Source organism: Pelagovum pacificum (genome assembly GCF_016134045.1).
GTDB classification, from domain to species: Bacteria; Pseudomonadota; Alphaproteobacteria; order Rhodobacterales; family Rhodobacteraceae; genus Oceanicola; species Oceanicola pacificus_A.
The window spans coordinates 101,814-118,594 of sequence record NZ_CP065915.1 but is presented as its reverse complement, the minus strand read 5'-3'; the positions used below and the strand labels follow the sequence as shown (position 1 = coordinate 118,594).

17 protein-coding genes are annotated in these 16,781 nt (G+C 65.8%); 9 read left to right on the top strand and 8 right to left on the bottom strand.

Going from position 1 to position 16,781, the window contains the following annotated elements; all coding sequences use genetic code 11:
* Positions 1-182: 182 nt before the first annotated feature.
* Positions 183-752 carry a L,D-transpeptidase gene (locus tag I8N54_RS00600; protein ID WP_140194436.1) on the top strand — a complete coding sequence of 190 codons (570 nt, stop codon included), beginning with the start codon at positions 183-185 and terminating at the stop codon, positions 750-752.
* 59 nt (positions 753-811) lie between these two features.
* Positions 812-1,363, top strand: coding sequence for a L,D-transpeptidase (locus I8N54_RS00595; protein ID WP_140194438.1), 552 nt, complete (start codon positions 812-814; stop codon positions 1,361-1,363).
* A gap of 287 nt (positions 1,364-1,650) precedes the next feature.
* Here I8N54_RS00595 and I8N54_RS00590 read toward each other — a convergent pair whose 3' ends face one another.
* Positions 1,651-2,304 (bottom strand): peroxiredoxin, encoded by a 654-nt coding sequence (locus I8N54_RS00590; protein ID WP_140194440.1) that lies wholly within the window; start codon positions 2,302-2,304, stop codon positions 1,651-1,653.
* Positions 2,305-2,509: 205 nt separating this feature from the next.
* Between I8N54_RS00590 and I8N54_RS00585 the strand changes: the two genes are divergently transcribed.
* Positions 2,510-3,436: a ring-cleaving dioxygenase gene (locus I8N54_RS00585; RefSeq protein WP_140194442.1), complete on the top strand. Its 927-nt coding sequence runs from the start codon at positions 2,510-2,512 to the stop codon at positions 3,434-3,436.
* A complete protein-coding gene (locus I8N54_RS00580) occupies positions 3,433-4,041 on the top strand; it encodes an alpha/beta hydrolase (protein ID WP_140194444.1) in 609 nt (202 codons plus the stop codon). The genes I8N54_RS00585 and I8N54_RS00580 overlap by 4 nt, the downstream gene beginning before the upstream one ends.
* Here the strand turns inward: I8N54_RS00580 and I8N54_RS00575 are convergent.
* Together I8N54_RS00575 and I8N54_RS00570 are read right to left on the bottom strand one after the other, a co-directional pair.
* Positions 4,019-4,666 carry an RluA family pseudouridine synthase gene (locus I8N54_RS00575; protein ID WP_140194446.1) on the bottom strand — a complete coding sequence of 216 codons (648 nt, stop codon included), beginning with the start codon at positions 4,664-4,666 and terminating at the stop codon, positions 4,019-4,021. The genes I8N54_RS00580 and I8N54_RS00575 overlap by 23 nt on opposite strands.
* A complete protein-coding gene (locus I8N54_RS00570; protein ID WP_231592563.1) occupies positions 4,666-5,142 on the bottom strand; it encodes a GAF domain-containing protein in 477 nt (158 codons plus the stop codon). Before I8N54_RS00570 ends, I8N54_RS00575 begins: the two co-directional genes overlap by 1 nt.
* Before the next feature lie 211 nt (positions 5,143-5,353).
* Between I8N54_RS00570 and ggt the strand changes: the two genes are divergently transcribed.
* Entirely contained in the window at positions 5,354-6,928 is a 1,575-nt protein-coding gene (ggt, locus tag I8N54_RS00565) for a gamma-glutamyltransferase (RefSeq protein WP_140194448.1), read from the top strand.
* 4 nt (positions 6,929-6,932) lie between these two features.
* Here ggt and hspQ read toward each other — a convergent pair whose 3' ends face one another.
* Positions 6,933-7,259 carry a heat shock protein HspQ gene (gene hspQ, locus I8N54_RS00560; RefSeq protein WP_140195690.1) on the bottom strand — a complete coding sequence of 109 codons (327 nt, stop codon included), beginning with the start codon at positions 7,257-7,259 and terminating at the stop codon, positions 6,933-6,935.
* Positions 7,260-7,462: 203 nt separating this feature from the next.
* Between hspQ and I8N54_RS00555 the strand changes: the two genes are divergently transcribed.
* On the top strand, positions 7,463-8,050 hold the full coding sequence (locus tag I8N54_RS00555; protein ID WP_140194450.1) for a transglycosylase SLT domain-containing protein: 588 nt from the start codon (positions 7,463-7,465) through the stop codon (positions 8,048-8,050).
* Positions 8,051-8,054: 4 nt separating this feature from the next.
* Here the strand turns inward: I8N54_RS00555 and I8N54_RS00550 are convergent, their stop codons facing one another.
* Both I8N54_RS00550 and I8N54_RS00545 read right to left on the bottom strand, forming a co-directional pair.
* The gene (locus tag I8N54_RS00550) at positions 8,055-9,326 is read right to left on the bottom strand and encodes an aspartate aminotransferase family protein (RefSeq protein ID WP_140194452.1); all 1,272 of its coding nucleotides are present in this window, start codon (positions 9,324-9,326) and stop codon (positions 8,055-8,057) included.
* A 69-nt stretch (positions 9,327-9,395) separates the two neighbouring features.
* Positions 9,396-10,007, bottom strand: a complete 612-nt coding sequence (locus I8N54_RS00545) for a LolA family protein (RefSeq protein WP_140194454.1) — start codon at positions 10,005-10,007, stop codon at positions 9,396-9,398.
* Between the two features lie 193 nt (positions 10,008-10,200).
* Between I8N54_RS00545 and dps the strand changes: the two genes are divergently transcribed.
* From dps to I8N54_RS00530, 3 genes are all read left to right on the top strand, one after another.
* A complete protein-coding gene (dps, locus tag I8N54_RS00540) occupies positions 10,201-10,683 on the top strand; it encodes a DNA starvation/stationary phase protection protein Dps (protein ID WP_140194456.1) in 483 nt (160 codons plus the stop codon).
* 94 nt (positions 10,684-10,777) lie between these two features.
* On the top strand, positions 10,778-11,896 hold the full coding sequence (locus tag I8N54_RS00535; RefSeq protein ID WP_408635335.1) for a type III polyketide synthase: 1,119 nt from the start codon (positions 10,778-10,780) through the stop codon (positions 11,894-11,896).
* Positions 11,893-12,390, top strand: a complete 498-nt coding sequence (locus I8N54_RS00530; RefSeq protein ID WP_140194460.1) for an isoprenylcysteine carboxyl methyltransferase family protein — start codon at positions 11,893-11,895, stop codon at positions 12,388-12,390. Before I8N54_RS00535 ends, I8N54_RS00530 begins: the two co-directional genes overlap by 4 nt.
* 33 nt (positions 12,391-12,423) lie before the next feature.
* Here the strand turns inward: I8N54_RS00530 and I8N54_RS00525 are convergent, their stop codons facing one another.
* Positions 12,424-15,486 (bottom strand): DNA translocase FtsK, encoded by a 3,063-nt coding sequence (locus I8N54_RS00525; RefSeq protein ID WP_140194462.1) that lies wholly within the window; start codon positions 15,484-15,486, stop codon positions 12,424-12,426.
* 10 nt (positions 15,487-15,496) lie between these two features.
* Positions 15,497-16,675, bottom strand: coding sequence for an aminotransferase class I/II-fold pyridoxal phosphate-dependent enzyme (locus I8N54_RS00520; RefSeq protein ID WP_140194464.1), 1,179 nt, complete (start codon positions 16,673-16,675; stop codon positions 15,497-15,499).
* Positions 16,676-16,781: the final 106 nt, after the last annotated feature.

The following is a 16,781-nucleotide window of genomic DNA, read 5'->3' as shown; positions in this document are numbered from 1 at the left end:
GTGACCGTTACGACAGATCGGTAACACGCCCGTGGCTGTCGGAAAGCAACAGACCGCGAAACAATCGCCTGACCGGAAGTGATTCTCTTGGACCCGCTGCGGCAGCGGCATAGATTCGCTGATGTTCCCGCTGCTCGGGACACCGCCTGAAATCCAGATCCATTGACGAGACCCGCTGCCCCATGCTGACCCGTCGTTCTTTTATCGCCACTGCCCTCGCCTCGGGCGCCGCCGTTCCGCTGGGCACTGTTGCCCAAGCTCAGGACTATGTCGTCCCCGAAGTCGTCATGCCGCGGATGTACCGCCTGGCCGATCCGCTTCCTCCGGGCGAAATCCACGTCTTCCCGAATGATTTCGGCCTCTACTGGAGCCTGCCGCGCGGCGATGGCACCGTGATCCGCTACGCCGTCGGTATCGGCCGCGAAGGTCTTTACGAGAATGGCGAATTCTACATCGGCGCCAAGAAGGAGTGGCCGTCCTGGACACCCACGCCCGAGATGATCGAGCGCGATCCCGGCAGCTACGCCCAATACGAAGACGGCATGCCCGGTGGTCCGAACAACCCGCTCGGCGCGCGCGCGCTCTACCTGTTCCAGCCGGGCCGGGGCGACACCTACCTGCGCATCCACGGCACCCCGGCGCCGCGGACGATCGGGGCCCGCGTGTCCAACGGCTGCGTGCGGCTGATCAACAGCCACATCATGCATCTCTACGACCAGGTGCCGCAGGGAACCCGCGTCGTTCTCCTATAGTTGACTGGCGGAATCCCGCGTTTAACGGCATTATCATTCGATAGTCGAAGGAGACACTCATGCTGACTCGCCGTCATTTCATGACGTCAGCCGCCGCGTCCGTATTGGCGGCACCCGCTATTGCGAACACCGGTTTCGTGATTCCCGCCGATATGCGTCGGGAAGAAGTGGAGCTGAACACCGATCTTACCCCCGGTGACATCCACTTCTACAAGGAGAGCCATAACCTCTACTTCATCCTGCCGGGTCGGCGCGCGATGGCCTACAAGATCGGCGTCGGTGAGCTCGGCATGCAGTGGAGCGGTGCGACCACCATCGGTCGCAAGGCCGAATGGCCCACGTGGACCCCGACCTCCAGCATGGTCTCGCGCGATCCCGAGAAATACAGCCAGTACGCTGGCGGTGTGCCGGGTGGCCCGGACAACCCGCTCGGCGCGCGCGCCCTGTACCTGTACCGGGACGGCGCCGATACGCTTTACCGTATCCACGGCACGCCGCAGCCCTGGACTGTCGGCCTGTCCTCGTCGAACGGCTGCATCCGGATGTACAACGAGGACGTTATCGACCTCTACGAACGGGTTCAGATCGGCGCGACCGTCACCGCGCACTGATCCACTCCAAACCTTAAGAAAAAGGCCCGATCTTCGCGATCGGGCCTTTTTCTTTGGGCCGCGGTCCTCAGCGCCGGAGTGTTGACTGAATGGTGTGGGAACGCCCGGATCCCGCTCAGGTGACAGACAAGCGGGCAGCGTCGCAAACGGTCAAGGCAGCGGCGTCGGGCCAAAGTAGAAGGGCGCCCCGGTAAGGAGGCGCCCCTGATCTCGTTTTCTATCCGAAGGCTACCCGGCCAGGTCACCGCACGGCGACTGGTCCGGTCCCGCTCGGTCAACCCGCCGACTTACGCTGGCAGCTTGGCCTTCCGCAGGTAGGGAAGAACGGTGTCGATCGAGCCGTATTTCGCGATGGCGTCGTCGTCGGAAACGGCGACCGGGACGATGACGTCCTGACCCGGGGCCCAGTTGGCCGGCGTGGCGACGCCCTCTTTGGTGCTCGTCTGAAGCGCATCGAGCGCGCGCAGAACCTCGGCGAAGTTCCGGCCCACCGTCATCGGGTAGGTCATGGACAGCTTCAGCTTCTTGTCCGGCCCGATGATGAAGACGGACCGCACGGTCGCGCTGTCGGCCGGCGTTCGACCGTCAGGCAGGTAGGCCTCGGCCGGGAGCATGTCGAACGCCTTCGACACTTCGAGACCGTCATCGGCGATGATCGGGAAACCGGCGGGCCGCCCTGCGACGACTTCGATGTCGCCCTTCCATTTCTTGTGGTCCTCGACGCCGTCCACGGACACGCCGATCACCTTGGTGCCACGGGCTTCCCACTCATCGGAGAGCTGCGCCACGGCACCGAATTCGGTCGTGCAGACCGGCGTGAAGTCTTTCGGGTGCGAGAAGAGGACCGCCCAGCTGTCGCCGATCCACTCATGCAGCGAGAATTCGCCCTGATCGGTGGTGACCGTGAGGTCGGGAATGGTGTCGTTGATACGCAAGCTCATTGGAACTCTCCTTGTCGCCTGTCTCACTTACTCCGGCAGATAGGTCCGCCCCGCCGGAATTTCGAGCCTTGCATGACGGGCTTGAAGAGAAGGCACAAGCCGCCGCGGGCAGAAATGCACAGAACCGGTTCGGAAACTCGCCTTTTGTGCGGACGAGGGGCGGATATGTTGTCAGACGAACGTTGGACCGGAAAGGACCCTCGACATGCTGAGACAGATCAACGGACTCCACCACGTCACCTCGATCTCGAGTTCCGCCGTGGAAAACAACGCCTTCTTCACCGACCTGCTCGGCCTGCGTCGCGTGAAGAAGACGGTCAATTTCGACGCCCCCGATGTCTATCACCTCTACTACGGTGACGGCGTCGGCTCCCCCGGCACGGTGATGACCTATTTCCCCTTCCCGAACGCCGGGCGCGGCAAGCACGGTACGGGCGAAGTCGGCCTGACCCGGTTCGCGATCCCGACCGGCAGCGCCGCGAACTGGACCGATCGGCTCGGTACGTTCGGGGTGGAAGCGCTGGAGCAGGTGACAACCTTCGGCGCGACCGAGTTGCGCTTTCATGGCCCCGACGGCGATGAACTGGCGCTTGTCGAGGTCGACGACGACCGCACACCGTGGACGAAGGTCCTGCCCGACGACATGGCGATCCGCGGATTCCACTCCGTGTCGCTGCGCCTCGCCGACACGGGCCCAACGGCGGAGTTGCTCCGCTTCATGGGATACGAGGCATCAGAGACCGAAGGCGACGTGACCCGCTTCGTTCGCCCGGACGGCAACGCAGCGAACGTCGTCGACCTGGAGGCCGCACCGGGCGCTCCGCAAGCGCGACAAGGCGCGGGGTCGGTGCACCACATCGCCTTCTCCGTCGACAACCGGGCGCGTCAGCTTGAAGTGCGCGAAGCGCTGGCCGATGCCGGCTTCCAGGTGACTCCGGTGATCGACCGCGACTACTTCAAGGCGATCTACTTCCGCACCCCCGGCGGCGTACTGTTCGAAGTGGCGACCAACGATCCGGGCTTCGACCGGGACGAGGATCGCGATCACCTTGGCGAAGGCCTCAAACTGCCGAGCCAGCACGAGCACCTGCGCAGCGAGCTGGTCAAACACCTCGAGCCGATCGACGGATGACCTACGTCACAGCCAGAACGGAGGGCGCGCCCGGCGCGCCCCTCCTCCTCACCTTCCATGGCACGGGCGGGACAGAGGCGCAGTTCCATGACTTCGCCTCAGCCGCCGTGCCGGGTGCGCATGTGTCCTCCCCTCGCGGCGACGTCTCGGAGGGCGGCGCGCTCCGGTATTTCCGGCGCACCGGCGAGGGGGTCTATGACATGGCCGACCTAGCCGCGCGGACCAAGGCGATGGCGGAGTTCATCGAAGGCGAAATCGCCCGGACCGGCGCGACCCACGTCATCGGCATGGGCTACTCCAACGGTGCGAACATCCTCGCCTCCGTGTCCTTCGCCCGGCCCGAGCTGGTGCACCGGCTGATCCTGCTGCACCCGCTGATCCCCTTCACGCCTGATGACGCGCCCGCGCTCGCGGGCCGCGATGTGCTCATCACGGCAGGCAAGCGGGACCCGATCTGCCCGCCGGACCTGACGTCGCGCCTTGCGGACTGGTACCGGTCGCAGGGGGCCGACGTTCAGCTGCATTGGCACGAGGGCGGCCACGAGATTCGGCCCGATGAAGGCACTGCCGTCGAAGAGGCGCTCAGAAGGGCGCCTTCGCCCTGATCCGGATGCCGCGCCCGCCGTCGGGATGGCGCAGCTGCAGCTCCTCGGCGTGCAGCATCATGCGCTCGTACCGACCGGCGGTCTCGGCGGCATAGAGCGGGTCGCCCACGATCGGGTGCCCGAGCGACAGCATATGTACGCGCAGCTGGTGCGAGCGGCCGGTCTTCGGCATCAGGCGCACCCGCGTCTCCGCCTCGGACTGCTTCAGAACGCGCCATCCGGTCTGCGCCGCACGGCCGTTTTCGTGATCGACCATCTGCCGGGGGCGGTTCGGCCAGTCGACGCCAATCGGCAGATCCACCGTCCCGGTCTTTTCCTCGAGCCGCCCGTGCAGCCGCGCGACGTAGGTCTTCTTCGCCTGACGCTTCTCGAACTGGAGCCCAAGGTGGCGCTGCGCATGGGGCGAGAGCGCGAAGACCATCACGCCGGACGTATCCCTGTCGAGCCGATGCACCAGCAGCGCCGTCGGAAAGGCCGCTTGGATACGGCTCATCAGGCAGTCAGCCAGGTGCTCTCCCTTGCCGGGAACGGACAGAAGGCCGGCGGGCTTGTCGACGAAGAGCAGCTCGTGATCCTCGTGCAGCACCGAAAGCGGCACGTCGGGCGGGCGGTAGACGTCGTCCATCACAGGCGGCCGAACGTCGCCTTCAGGATCGCGGTCAGCCCGTCCGCATCGCGTTGATCGAAGGCACCGGGCCGGTCGCTGTCGATGTCGAGAACGCCAAGCAGCTCGCCCGCGCCATTCCATACCGGCAGCACGATCTCCGACCGGGTGGAGGAGGAGCAGGCGATGTGACCGGGGAAGGACTCGACATCGTCGACCAGCTGAACCTCGCCGGTGCGGGCTGCGGCGCCGCAGACGCCACGCTCGAACGGGATGACGAGGCAGCCGTGCCCGCCCTGGTAGGGACCGATCTTCAGCAGGCCGGGCGAAGTGACGCGATAGAACCCCGTCCAGTCGAAGCGCGAGTCGGCGTGATGCAGTTCACACGCCACGGTCGCCATCAGCGCGACCACGTCATCCTCGCCCTCCGTGAGCGAAGCGATCACGGGAGAGATCCGGTCGTAGTCGATCCGGTCGATTGTTGCCATTTCGGACATGGTTGTTTCCCTCGTGCCTCACGAACGCCCCAAAGGCTCCTAACCCGAGCCCGAATGGAACGACATACATTGTCTTGTAGCTGCATATAGCTTCCCTCGGCGCCGCGTGTAACAGCCCCCACCCAGTACGCGGCGTCGAGGTCTACCTCCCCCCGATTGCAAACCTCCCGCGCATCCGTAGTGTCCGTCCGGCAATACAGGAGGAGACCCCATGCGCGATCTGCAATTGCCCGGCCGCTCGCCCGTTTTCGCGATGAACGGAATGTGCGCCACCTCGCATCCGCTGGCTGCGAAAGTGGCGGTGCAGATGCTCGAGGCGGGCGGCAATGCCGTCGACGCCGCGATCGCCGGGGCCGCACTTCTCGAGATCTGCGAACCGATGATGACGGGAATCGGCGGCGACTGCTTCGCGCTGATCGCACCGCCCGAAGGCGACGTCATTGCGGTCAACGGATCGGGCCGCGCGCCCGCCGGCCTGTCGGCCGAGGCGCTGCGCGGCGAGGGGCTGTCCTCCATTCCCGCGAACCATGCCGTTGCAGTGACGATCCCCGGCGCCATCGACGCCTTCTGCCGCATGGCGAAGGAGTGGGGCACCCGAAGCATCGCCGACCTCTTCGCACCCGCGATCCATTACGCAGAAGCCGGCGTCCCTGTCTCGCAGCGCACCGGCGCCGACTGGGCGCAGGTATCCGACCTCGGCAACAAGGCGCGGGACATCTTCCTGAAGGACGGCGCGGCCTATCGCATCGGCGAGGTCTTCCGCCGCCCCGGTATCGCCGAAGTCATGCGCCGTGTCGCGCTCGACGGGCGGGAGGCCTTTTACGAGGGCGAGATCGCCGAGGACATGGTTGCCACGCTCCGCGCCATGGGCGGCATCCACACGATGGAGGATTTCGCCGCGACCGCCTGCGACATCGGCACGCCGGTCTCCACCCATTACTCCGGTCACGACGTGCTGGAGCATCGGCCGAACGGTCAGGGCGCGACGGCGCTCCTGCTGCTCAACATCCTGTCCCACTTCGACATCGGCGATCTCGACCCCTACGGCGTCGAGCGTGCGCATATCGAAGCAGAGGCGACGAAGCTCGCCTACGACGCCCGCAACCGGTTCGTCGCCGATCCCGACCACATGGCGCGGCTCGAGCACATGATCGCGCCCGAGACGGCAGAAAAGCTCGCCGGCCTGATCCGCAAGGACCGCGCCCTGCCCATCGATCTGCCGGGGGCCGAGAATGCGCACAAGGACACGGTCTACATCACCGTCGTCGACCGCAACCGGATGAAGGTGTCGCTGATCTACTCGATCTTCCACAGCTTCGGGTCGGGCATCGCGTCGGACAAGTTCGGCATCCTGTTCCAGAACCGGGGCTGCGGCTTCACGCTGGAGGAGGGCCACGCCAATGAGGCGGGCCCCGGCAAGCGACCGATGCATACGATCATTCCAGGGATGCTGGCGTCGGGCGGCAAGGTCGTGATGCCCTTCGGCGTGATGGGCGGCCAATACCAGGCAAACGGTCATGCCCGGCTGCTGACCAACATGCTGGACTTCGGAATGGACCCGCAGGAGGCCATCGACGGCCCCCGCTCCTTCCCCGAAGCTGGCGGCGCGCTGACGGTCGAGCGCGGCTATGCCGACGACGTGAGGCAGGGTCTCGCCGACCTTGGGCACGAGGTGCGGTTCCCCGATACGCCGATCGGCGGCGCGCAGGCGATTCGCGTGAATGCGGAAAACGTGCTCGAAGCGGGTAGCGATCCGCGCAAGGACGGCTGCGCGCTCGGCTACTGACGGGTCAGTTGAGCTGGACGTGAAGCGGGTATTGCCCGTCTTCGAACGGCCCGAAGATTTCCTCGATCTCGGGGTGGTCGACGGGGCGGCCGGAATAGTCTGCGATCAGATTCTGCTCTGACACATAAGCCACGTAGTAGCTCTGATCGTTCTCGGCGAGCAGGTGGTAGAAGGGCTGATCCTTCGCGGGACGGCTGTCCTCGGGGATCGACTCGTACCATTCCTCGGTGTTGTTGAACATCGCATCGACATCGAACACCACGCCGCGGAACGGGTGTTTGCGGTGCCGCACGACCTGTCCAAGGTGATACTTGGCGCGTGTCTTCAGCATGGTCATAGTTCGCCCCTTTTCGAATGCGTAACCGTCCCCGGCCCAAGGAGTCCACAGCCGGGAGGGCGATTCGAGGGAAACAGATTGTCGAAAACCAGCGATAATCAGGTGTATGCCGGTCAAAGATGCACAGCTCGGGCGTTCCCTCGGCGCACTTTTTGAGGTAAGCTGAGGTTAATAACAAAGAACATAGCGAGAGGCAGATGAGCAGACTCATTCTCGCACTGGTGATTCTCGTCGCGCTAGGCAGCTGCGGCGGGCGTAATGCCAGTCAACCGAGCAACCTCGAGAACGCGTGCGCGATTCTCGCGGAGAGACCACATTATTCCCGCGCTTTCCGCGCGGCCGAACGCGAGTGGGGCGTCAAGCCGCACGTGCTGATGGCCATGATCTATCAGGAAAGCAAATTCATCTCGAACAACCGTCCGCCGCACACCTATGCGCTCGGCGTGATTCCGATGGGCCGGCAAAGCTCGGCCTTCGGCTACAGCCAGGCGCTGGACGGCACGTGGGATGAATATGTCGAGGCGCTCGGGCGTCGCGGCGCGCGGCGGGACGACATCCGGGACGCCGTGGACTTCATGGGGTGGTACATGACCCTGAGCCGCGACAACCTCGGCATTCCGCTGGACGACGTGCGCAACCAGTACCTCGCCTACCACGAGGGCCGCACCGGCTATTCCCGGCAGAGCTACCTGCAGAAGAGCTGGCTGATGCGCGTCTCGGGCGAGATCTCGACCCGCGCGCAGCTCTACGAGGCGCAGCTGTCGACCTGCCCGCGCCGGCTCTGACCGCTCAGAGGGCCGAGGCTGCCGCTTCGATGGCGGCCTCGGTGATCGTGAGGTCGGACTCGGTCAGCGCAAGCGACGGGTAGAGTTTCGTCGGGGCTTTCAGGATGCCCTTGTCTCGCAGGACGCGATTGAACGCGCCCAGCTGGCCGAGGTCGTTGCGCTGCGTGTCGCGGTAGTTGCGGATCGGCCCTTCGGCGAACACCACGTCGAACAGCGTCGCGTCGCCGACGATACGGAAGTCGACTCCGGCCTCCGTCAGCGCCTTGTCGTGCGCCTCCATCAGCCGCTTGCCCGTCGCCTTGAGCTGGTCGTACTGGCCGGGACGGCGGAGCACCTCCATCGTCTTCAGCCCCGCAGCGGCGGCGATCGGGTTGCCAGACAGGGTACCGAGCTGCATTAGCCACTTGTCCGCACCGACCTTCGCCTTGTCGAAATGGGACATGATGTCGGCCCGCCCCACCGTTGCGGCGAGCGGAAAGCCACCGCCGATGATCTTGCCCAGGGTCGCGATGTCGGGCGTCACGCCCCACCGCTCCTGCGCGCCACCGTAGTCGAGCCGGAAACCGGTGACGATCTCATCGAAGATCAGCAGGATGCCATGCTTGTCGCAGAGGTCGCGCACGCCTTGCAGGAAGCCTGGCTCGGGCGGGACGACGCGCTGGAGCGGCTCCATGATGATGCCCGCTACCTCTGACCCATGCTCGTCGAGCAGAGAGGCGAGGTAGTCGAGGTCGTTGAACGGGGCGATCAGCATCTCGTCCGCGACCGACTGCGGGATGCCGGCGCTGTCGGGCACCGCCTGCGGAAAGTTCACCTGCCGGGCCGGCGACAGCGACATCTGCGCCTCCGCCGACATGCCGTGATAGCCTCCCTCGAACTTCACCATTTTGTCGCGCCCCATGAAGGCACGGGCCAGCCGGATCGCGTACATGTCCGCCTCGCCGCCGGTTGAGACGAAGCGCACCATCTCGGCGCAGGGGACCGCTCTCACGATCTCCTCCGCCAGCTCGATGCCGAGCGTGTTGTTGGTGAAGAAGGTCAGCCCCTGCGGGAGCTGCTGCAGCACGACGTCCATCACCTCGGGATGGCCATGGCCGAGCAGCATCGGCCCGGAGCCGATCAGGTAATCGACATATTCCTTGCCGTCCTGATCCCAGACCCGCGCACGGTCGCCACGCGCGATGATGATGTCGTTGGAGAAATTGCCGAACCCGCCACCCGGCAGCACCTCGGCGGCGCGGGCGAGCCAGTCGGCCTGGCTCTGGATGATGTTCATAGGGGCCTCCCGTCGGCAGTCCGGAAAAGACTGTCCGACGGGAGGGAGAGGGTCAATCGCCCGCGAAGCTCAGTTGCCGAAGTCGCGGATGGCCGACTGCATGTTGAAGTTGCTGTCGCTGATCTGCACCTGCTTGGCGAGGTCGCCCAGCACGACCGTCGTCGGCGTGCCCGTGTCATCAGTGATGATCCACTGACGCAGCTCGACGGGGTCGGAGGTGAATTTCAACTGAATGTTGCCGTACTCAGGGTGCGCCGGGTCCTGTGCGGTCACAGTCGTGGCCTGCCCGTCGTAGGTGTGGTTCGTCACCATGTTGGCGCGGCTGAAATCCACGTTCCGCTCGAGGATGATGTTCAGCGGCGTCTCGGACAGCGGGTAGCGCTCCGGGTTCTGGCTGGACTGGGGGTCGAAGATTGCGACGGAACCACCGGTGGCGAGCACCATGGACCGCTCGGGCGGGTTGTATTCGAACCGCACGCGACCGGGCCGCTTCATGAACATCGTCCCGGTGGAGATCGTCCCGTCGGCGTTGATCTGGGTGAATTCCCCCTGCGCGGTGCTGAACGAATTGAAGTACTGGCTGATCTGCGCAAGGCTCAGCTGCTGCTGCGCATGCCCGGCGCTGGAAAAGGCCGCGAGCATCAGCGGCACCATCAGCAGCAGGTAGCGAAAGGTCTTCATGGTTTAATCCTTGGTCATTTCGGATGTCTGGCATCCAGATAGGTCCGACTGTGCCGATTTTCCCGTGTTAAGCGATATCACGCCGCGTTCGAGGCAATCACGTCTGGCGGAACTTCCCCCCGCGTCGCCGCATTTGTCAGGTGACATGCCCGAACAGACGGGCGCTGAACCAAGCTGCAAGGGGAATACTACAATGCCCGAATCTTTCGTTTCCGGCCTGTCCACGCAGGCCCGCCACAAGGTCATAGAGCTCCTGAACGAAAACCTCGCCGACACGGTCGCGCTCACCCTCGCGGTGAAACAGGCGCACTGGACGGTGAAGGGACGCGGCTTCATCGGTTTCCACGAACTGCTCGACGAGGTCGCCGACCGGCTGCGCGAAGGCGCCGACCTGATGGCCGAGCGGATCACGATTCTCGGAGGCTACCCGCAAGGCACGGTCGAGGCCGCGGCCGAGAAGTCCCGGCTCGAGCCCTACCCCACCGACCTCGAACCGATCGAGAGCCACATTGAGGCGCTGAAGGAACGGTTCATGGCCGTGGGCGAAAAGCTCCGGAAGGCCATCGAGGCGAGCGAAGATGCCGGCGACGTCGACACCGGCGATCTCTTCACCGAGGTCAGCCGCCAGATCGACAAGGACGCCTGGTTCATCGGCGCCCACGCCGACGCCACCTGAGAGGTCATGACCAAGGCGGAACCTCACGAGGGTTCCGCCGTTTCTCCATCGTCAAGGATCTTGGCGGCACCCGGCATCATGCCGGCGCGGGTCAGTGCATCGAAGATCGCGACGGAGTCCTTCCGAGCAGTCCCTGAGAGGCACAGTGCAGACCCGTATCCATTCCGTCTCAACGGCGGTCCCCCCACACCTCATGCCGCAAGACGTGGTGGCAGACACTGCCCGCGACATCTTCGGCCAGACATTCCCCGAGTTCGACCGGCTGTCCCGCTCCTTCCGGACGTCAGGAGTCGAGACGCGCCATTCCGTGGCGCCGCTTCACTGGTTCCGCGAGCCCAGAAGCTGGAAAGAGCGGAACGCGCTGTATCTCGACGGCGCACGGGCTCTCTTTTTCGATGCGGCGGGCGCCGCGCTTGAGCGGGCGGGATGGCAGGCGGAGGAGGTCGACACGATCGTCACCGTTTCCTCGACCGGGATCGCAACACCGACGCTCGAGGCGCAGGTCGCCGGGCAGATGGGATTCCGCGATGACGTGATGCGCGTGCCGGTCTTCGGGCTTGGGTGCGCGGGCGGCGTTTCCGGCCTTTCGGTCGCGTCCGAACTCGCCACCGCCCGCCCCGGCTCCAAGGTTCTGCTGGTGGTTATCGAAGCCTGCACGGTTTCGTTCCGTCCCGACCGCATGGGCAAGGCCGATCTCATCGCCGCCATCCTGTTCGGCGACGGCGCGGCCGCGGCCTGCCTGTCGACCGATGCCGCCGCCACGGGCCCTGACATACGTGCCGGACGGCCCGTTCAGAAGACCTGGCCCGATACGCTCGACATCATGGGATGGGACGTCGACGACACGGGGCTCGGCGTGATCTTCCATCGCTCGATCCCGGACTTCGTGAACCGGGAGTTCGCGGCAGCCACCGATAATGCGCTGGCCGCCAACGAGCTCGACCGGTCCGAAATCGACCGCTTCATCTGCCATCCCGGCGGGGCCCGGGTGGTGGAGGCGATCGAAGCGGCGCTCGACATCGTGCCCGGCAGCCTTGCAGAGGAGCGCGACGTCCTGCGTCAGCACGGCAACATGTCGGCGCCGACGGTGCTCTTCGTGCTCGAGGCGGCGCTGGCCAACGGGCTCAGGGGGCAGACGCTGACCTGCGCCCTCGGCCCGGGGTTCACGGCCTCGTTCCTGCCGCTCTCGATCACGGACAAGGCGACGTCATGACGCTCGCAACCACACTCTTCCTGGGCTTTCTGCTCTTCCAGCGGCTCGGCGAACTCGTGCTCGCCCGGTCGAACACGCGACGCCTGTTGGCCGAGGGCGCGACAGAGATCGGGGCGGGGCATTACCCGTTGATCGTCGCGCTCCACGCCGCGTGGCTCGCCGCGATCGTTGTGACGGGGTGGGATGAAATCGTGCGCCCCGGCTGGCTCTTCATCTTCGCGCTGCTGCAGGTGCTGCGGATCTGGATCCTCGCCACGCTCGGCCGGCGCTGGACGACACGGATCATCCTCACCGACACGCCGCTTGTCACCTCGGGCCCGTTCCGCTGGCTGAAACACCCGAACTACACGCTGGTCGTCGCCGAGATCGCGGTCGCGCCGCTCGTCCTTGGCCTGACGTGGGTGGCTCTGATCTTCAGCCTGCTGAACGCGGCGATGCTGACTTTGCGCATCAGGGTGGAGGAAAAGGCACTCCGCCCGCGCCGGACCGACTGAAAAGGGCGGGATAGCCCCGCCCTCCCAACTGGATCAGACTTCGGGGACCAGCACTTCGCGCTTGCCGACGTGGTTTGCCGGGCTGACGACGCCCTGCTCTTCCATCTGCTCCACAAGGCGCGCGGCCTTGTTGTAGCCGATGGCAAGCTTGCGCTGGATGTAGGACGTGGAACACTTCCGGTCCTTCGCGACGATATGCACCGCCGTGTCGTAGAGCGCATCTTCCGTATCGGAGCCGCTCCCGCTGCCACCGAGGCCGAGCACGGCGTCGATGTCGCTCTCCTTGTCCTCATCGGGGCCTTCGACCACGCCGGACTTGTAGTCGGGCGGACCGAACTGCTTGAGGTGGGAGACGATCTCTTCGACTTCCTCGTCCGAGACGAACGGCCCGTGCACGCGGGTTATCTTCGCGCCGCCCGCCATGTAGAGCATGTCGCCCTGGCCGAGCAGCTGTTCCGCACCCTGCTCGCCGAGGATGGTGCGGCTGTCGACCTTCGAGGTCACCTGGAAGGAGATCCGGGTCGGGAAGTTCGCCTTGATCGTGCCGGTGATGACGTCGACCGACGGACGCTGCGTCGCCATGATGAGGTGGATACCCGACGCCCGCGCCATCTGCGCCAGGCGCTGGATGCAGGCCTCGATCTCCTTGCCGGCGACCATCATCAGGTCGGCCATCTCGTCGACGATGACGACGATGTAGGGCATCGCCTCGGGGGCGAATTCCTCGGTTTCGAACACCGGATCGCCGGTTTCGTCGTCAAAACCCGTCTGCACGGTGCGCGAGAACATCTCGCCCTTCGCCAGCGCGTCCTTCACGCGGCCGTTGTAACCCTCGATGTTGCGGACGCCCATCTTCGACATCTTGCGATAGCGGTCCTCCATCTCGCCCACGGTCCACTTCAGCGCGACGACGGCCTTCTTGGGGTCGGTCACGACAGGGGACAGCAGGTGCGGGATGCCGTCGTAGACGGAGAGTTCCAGCATCTTCGGGTCGATCATGATCAGCCGGCATTCTTCCGGCGTCAGCTTGTAGAGCAGCGACAGGATCATCGTGTTGATCGCTACGGACTTGCCCGAACCGGTCGTCCCCGCGATCAGCAGGTGGGGCATCTTGGCGAGGTTCGCGATGATCGGATCGCCGCCGATATCCTTGCCGAGCGCCAGCGGCAGGCGCTGGTTGCCGTCGCCGAAATCGCGGGAGGCCAGCATCTCGCGCAGGACCACCATCTCGCGGTTGTCGTTGGGCAGTTCGATCCCGATGACCGAGCGGCCCGGCACGGTCGAGACACGCGCGGACAGCGCCGACATCGACCGCGCGATGTCGTCGGCAAGCCCGATCACGCGGGAGGCCTTGAGGCCCGGCGCCGGCTCGAGTTCGTACATCGTGACGACGGGGCCGGGACGGACAGAGGTGATCTCGCCCTTCACGCCGTAATCGTCGAGCACGTTCTCCAGCATCCGCGCGTTCTCCTCCAGCGCCTCGTCGGCGAGGTGGTGGCGCGTGATGTTGTCGGGGCTCGTCAGAAGATTGAGCGGCGGTGACTCGTAGGCCTCCTGGCTCTCGTCGAAGCGAAGCCCGGGCTGCGCCTCGGCCATCGCCTGCCGGGACTTGCCGACTGTCTTGCGCGGCGTCTGCTGCACGCGGGCAGCGTCTTGCGTGGCGCGCGGCGGCTCGGGCTCCTGCGGCGCGGGCGGGGCGGGCGAGCGCGGCACATGCTGGGCTGCGAACTTCGGATGATCGAGCTTCGGCGGCGGACCGTCGACCAGCTCCGACTGCGGCATCATCATCGTCTCGGGATCGAAATCCTCGTCCTCGGGCGCGGTGCGCGGATCGATCGCCTGCGCCGCGACACGACTCATGATGTCGGATTGATCGTCGTCACCCGCCGGCGCAGCGGCGGCCGGCCGCACGCGGGAGGGCGCAACTCGGCCCGTGCCGGTCACGGGGGGCTCGACGCGTTCGACTTCGGGCGTTTCCTCGCGGGCCTTGTAGATCAGCGGTGCGGGTCCGCCACGCTGGCGCACGGCCGCTTCCACGCGAGACGACCCGGCCGTCAGCGGACCGCGCACGCGGGACTTGATGACGTCGCTGATGCGCGAGCGGATACGGTCGTCGCCGGCATCCTTGTCGTCCTCGACGAGCGTCATGTCCTCGTCGTTGTCGATCTCTTCCGCCTCGGGACGCTTGCGCAGACCCACACGGGACAGGAGGCCCTGGCGGCCCTCCATCCGGTCGCGCAGGACCTGACCGAAACCGCCGTTGTCCTCCGCCTCTTCGGGCGCGGGGGCGGTCTGCTGCTCCATCGAGGCACGCTTGGCGCGGACCACGGCGGCGACCCGGTCGGATCCCTGCAGCGACGGCTCGACCATCGGCTCCTCGACCTCGCGGGTCGCGCGGGCTTCGGCACGACGCGCCTGCATCGCTGCGGTGCCCGTCGCGGCGGCGCGGGCGCCCTGGCCAAGGCCACGCAGGATCATCGCGTAGGTCATCACGAGACCGACGGCCATGAAGCGCAGGCCGGATGTCACCTCGTCCCGGGTGAAGCCGAGGACGAACAGCCCGAGCATCAGCAGGAACAGCGCGAAGATGAAGGACATGATCTTGATCCCGATCGTCGCGCTCACGGGCACGATCGTCAGGGCAATGGACATCGCGGTGTCGCCGAAACTGCCGCCGAGGCCGGTGTTGTGGCTCCAGCCCGCGGGGAGCTCCAGCGAGGATGCGTAGATCGACACGAGCGCGACGGCGATCGGCGCATAGATCAGCCGTCCGATGGCCCTCTCCTGTCCCCGATGCAGCGTGAAGCGCAGGCCCCATGCGATCAGCAGCACGGCGATGCCGATCCCGCCCCAGCCGACGATCATGAACATCGGCGCGGCGATCGCGGCACCCGTCTGGCCCAGCCAGTTCTGCACCGGCGCATCGGTGGCGGAGAACCACGAGGGGTCGTCGGGCGTGTAGCTCCAGAGCAGCGCGAAGAAGGCGAGGCCCGCCAGCACGAGAACGATGCCGATCAGCTCCGCGCCGCGTTTTTCGAGCGCGGCCTGCATGTTGCTGTCCAGTAGCGGATCTCGCTGGCGGGTCTGATAGGCCATTCCTGCTCCCTTAATCGTACAGGCAGTTGCGGATCAATTCGAGCCCGCGCTGCGTCTCGTCCAACGGGGCCACCATGGCCACCCGGATGTATCCGGTGCCGGGGTTGCCCGTCCCGTCATCTCGCCCAAGATAGGCGCCGGGCAGCACACGCACGCCCGTTTCCTTCCACAACGTCAACGCGGCGGACTCCCCGTCCTCCACGGGCAGCCACTGGAAAAATCCGGCCTTCGCGGCATGATAGCGCCCAATGTCGGACAGAATTGCGTCAGACGCGTGGTATTTTTCTGCGTAAAGCCGCCGATTTTCAACGACATGGTCCTCATCGGACCAGGCGGCCTCGGCCACTCGCTGAAGCGGCAGCGGCAGCGGCGCCCCGGCGTAGTTGCGAAGCTGGCGAAGGCGGCGGATGCTCTCCGGCCCGCCCGCGGCGAAGCCCGAACGCAGGCCCGGCAGGTTCGACCGCTTCGACAGTGAATGGAACGCAACGACCCGTTCGGGGTCGGCTCCGATTGCCTGCGCGACGGCGAGAATGCCGGGCGGCGGCACGTCGCGGTAAATCTCAGAGTAGCACTCGTCGGCGAAGACCTTGAAGTCGTGCGCTTCGGCGAGGTTGAGCAGCCTGGTCCAGTAGGCCTCATCCGCAACGGCGCCCTGCGGGTTCGACGGCGAGCAGAGATAGAAGATCGCGGTCCGGTCCAGAAGCTCCGCCGGGATCGCGTCGAGGTCGGGCAGGAACCCGGTCTCTTCCCGCGCGGGCAGGTAGACCGGCTCGGCCCCGACCGACAGCGCGGCCACGGCGTAGACCTGGTAGAACGGGTTCGGCATCAGCACCACTGGGCGCGCGCCGTTCTTCGTCTCCGGGCACAGCGCCATCGCGGCATTGTAGAGCCCTTCGCGCGTGCCGTTCAGCACCGTCAGCCGATCCGGTGCAACATCGACGCCGTAACGCCGGCCAAGCCAGCCGGAAATCGCGTCGAGCAGCTCCGGCGTGCCTTCGTTCGGCGGATACTTGGCGAATTGCTCCACGGCACCCGCAAGCACCTCGGCGACGAAGCCGGGCATCGGGTGGCGCGGTTCGCCGATCGTCATCGCCAGCGGCTCGCCCCCCGGTTCATGGTGGTCGAGCAGGCTGCGGAGACGCGGGAACGCGTAAGGAGGAAGGTCCGAAAACCTCTCTGGAAACTGCATCACTGCCTCTGGATCGGGGTCGTTTGTCGCCCCGTTTGATCCGGAGACTAGACGGTCCGCGCCTGCCCTGTCCAGAATCCAGACGATATTTCGGCAGCTTGGCGGA